The organism is Streptomyces sp. GbtcB7 (assembly GCF_019091445.1).
In the GTDB taxonomy this organism is placed as follows: Bacteria; Actinomycetota; Actinomycetes; order Streptomycetales; family Streptomycetaceae; genus Streptomyces; species Streptomyces mirabilis.
Window position 1 is genome coordinate 1 of sequence record NZ_JAGXJM010000245.1, and the last position, 289, is coordinate 289.

Consider the following 289-nt stretch of genomic DNA (forward strand, 5'->3'; position numbering starts at 1 on the left):
CGCCTCCACGCCGAGCGGGCGCCCGACCACGCCGCCGTCTCGGTCGATCTGCCCGGGTTCGGCGGGCTCCCTCAGCCCCCGCGGGAGCCCGACGTCCCGGCGATGGCCGCCGCGATCGCCCGCCTTCTCGCACACCACGAACTCCCGCCGGTCGTCGCGGTCGGCCACTCGATGGGCAGCCAGTGGGTGATCGAACTCGCCGTGCAGCGTCCCGATCTGGTCACGCACGTCGTCGCGATGGGTCCCGTCGCCGACGACCGGCACCGCACACCCACAGCCCAGGCACTCG

At 74.7% G+C, this 289-nt stretch carries 1 protein-coding gene; it reads left to right on the forward strand.

Features of this window, described 5'->3' with window-relative positions; translation table 11 throughout:
- Positions 1-289 (forward strand): alpha/beta fold hydrolase (locus tag KVT44_RS55990; RefSeq protein ID WP_217576958.1); only part of this gene is annotated, 289 nt, incomplete at both ends.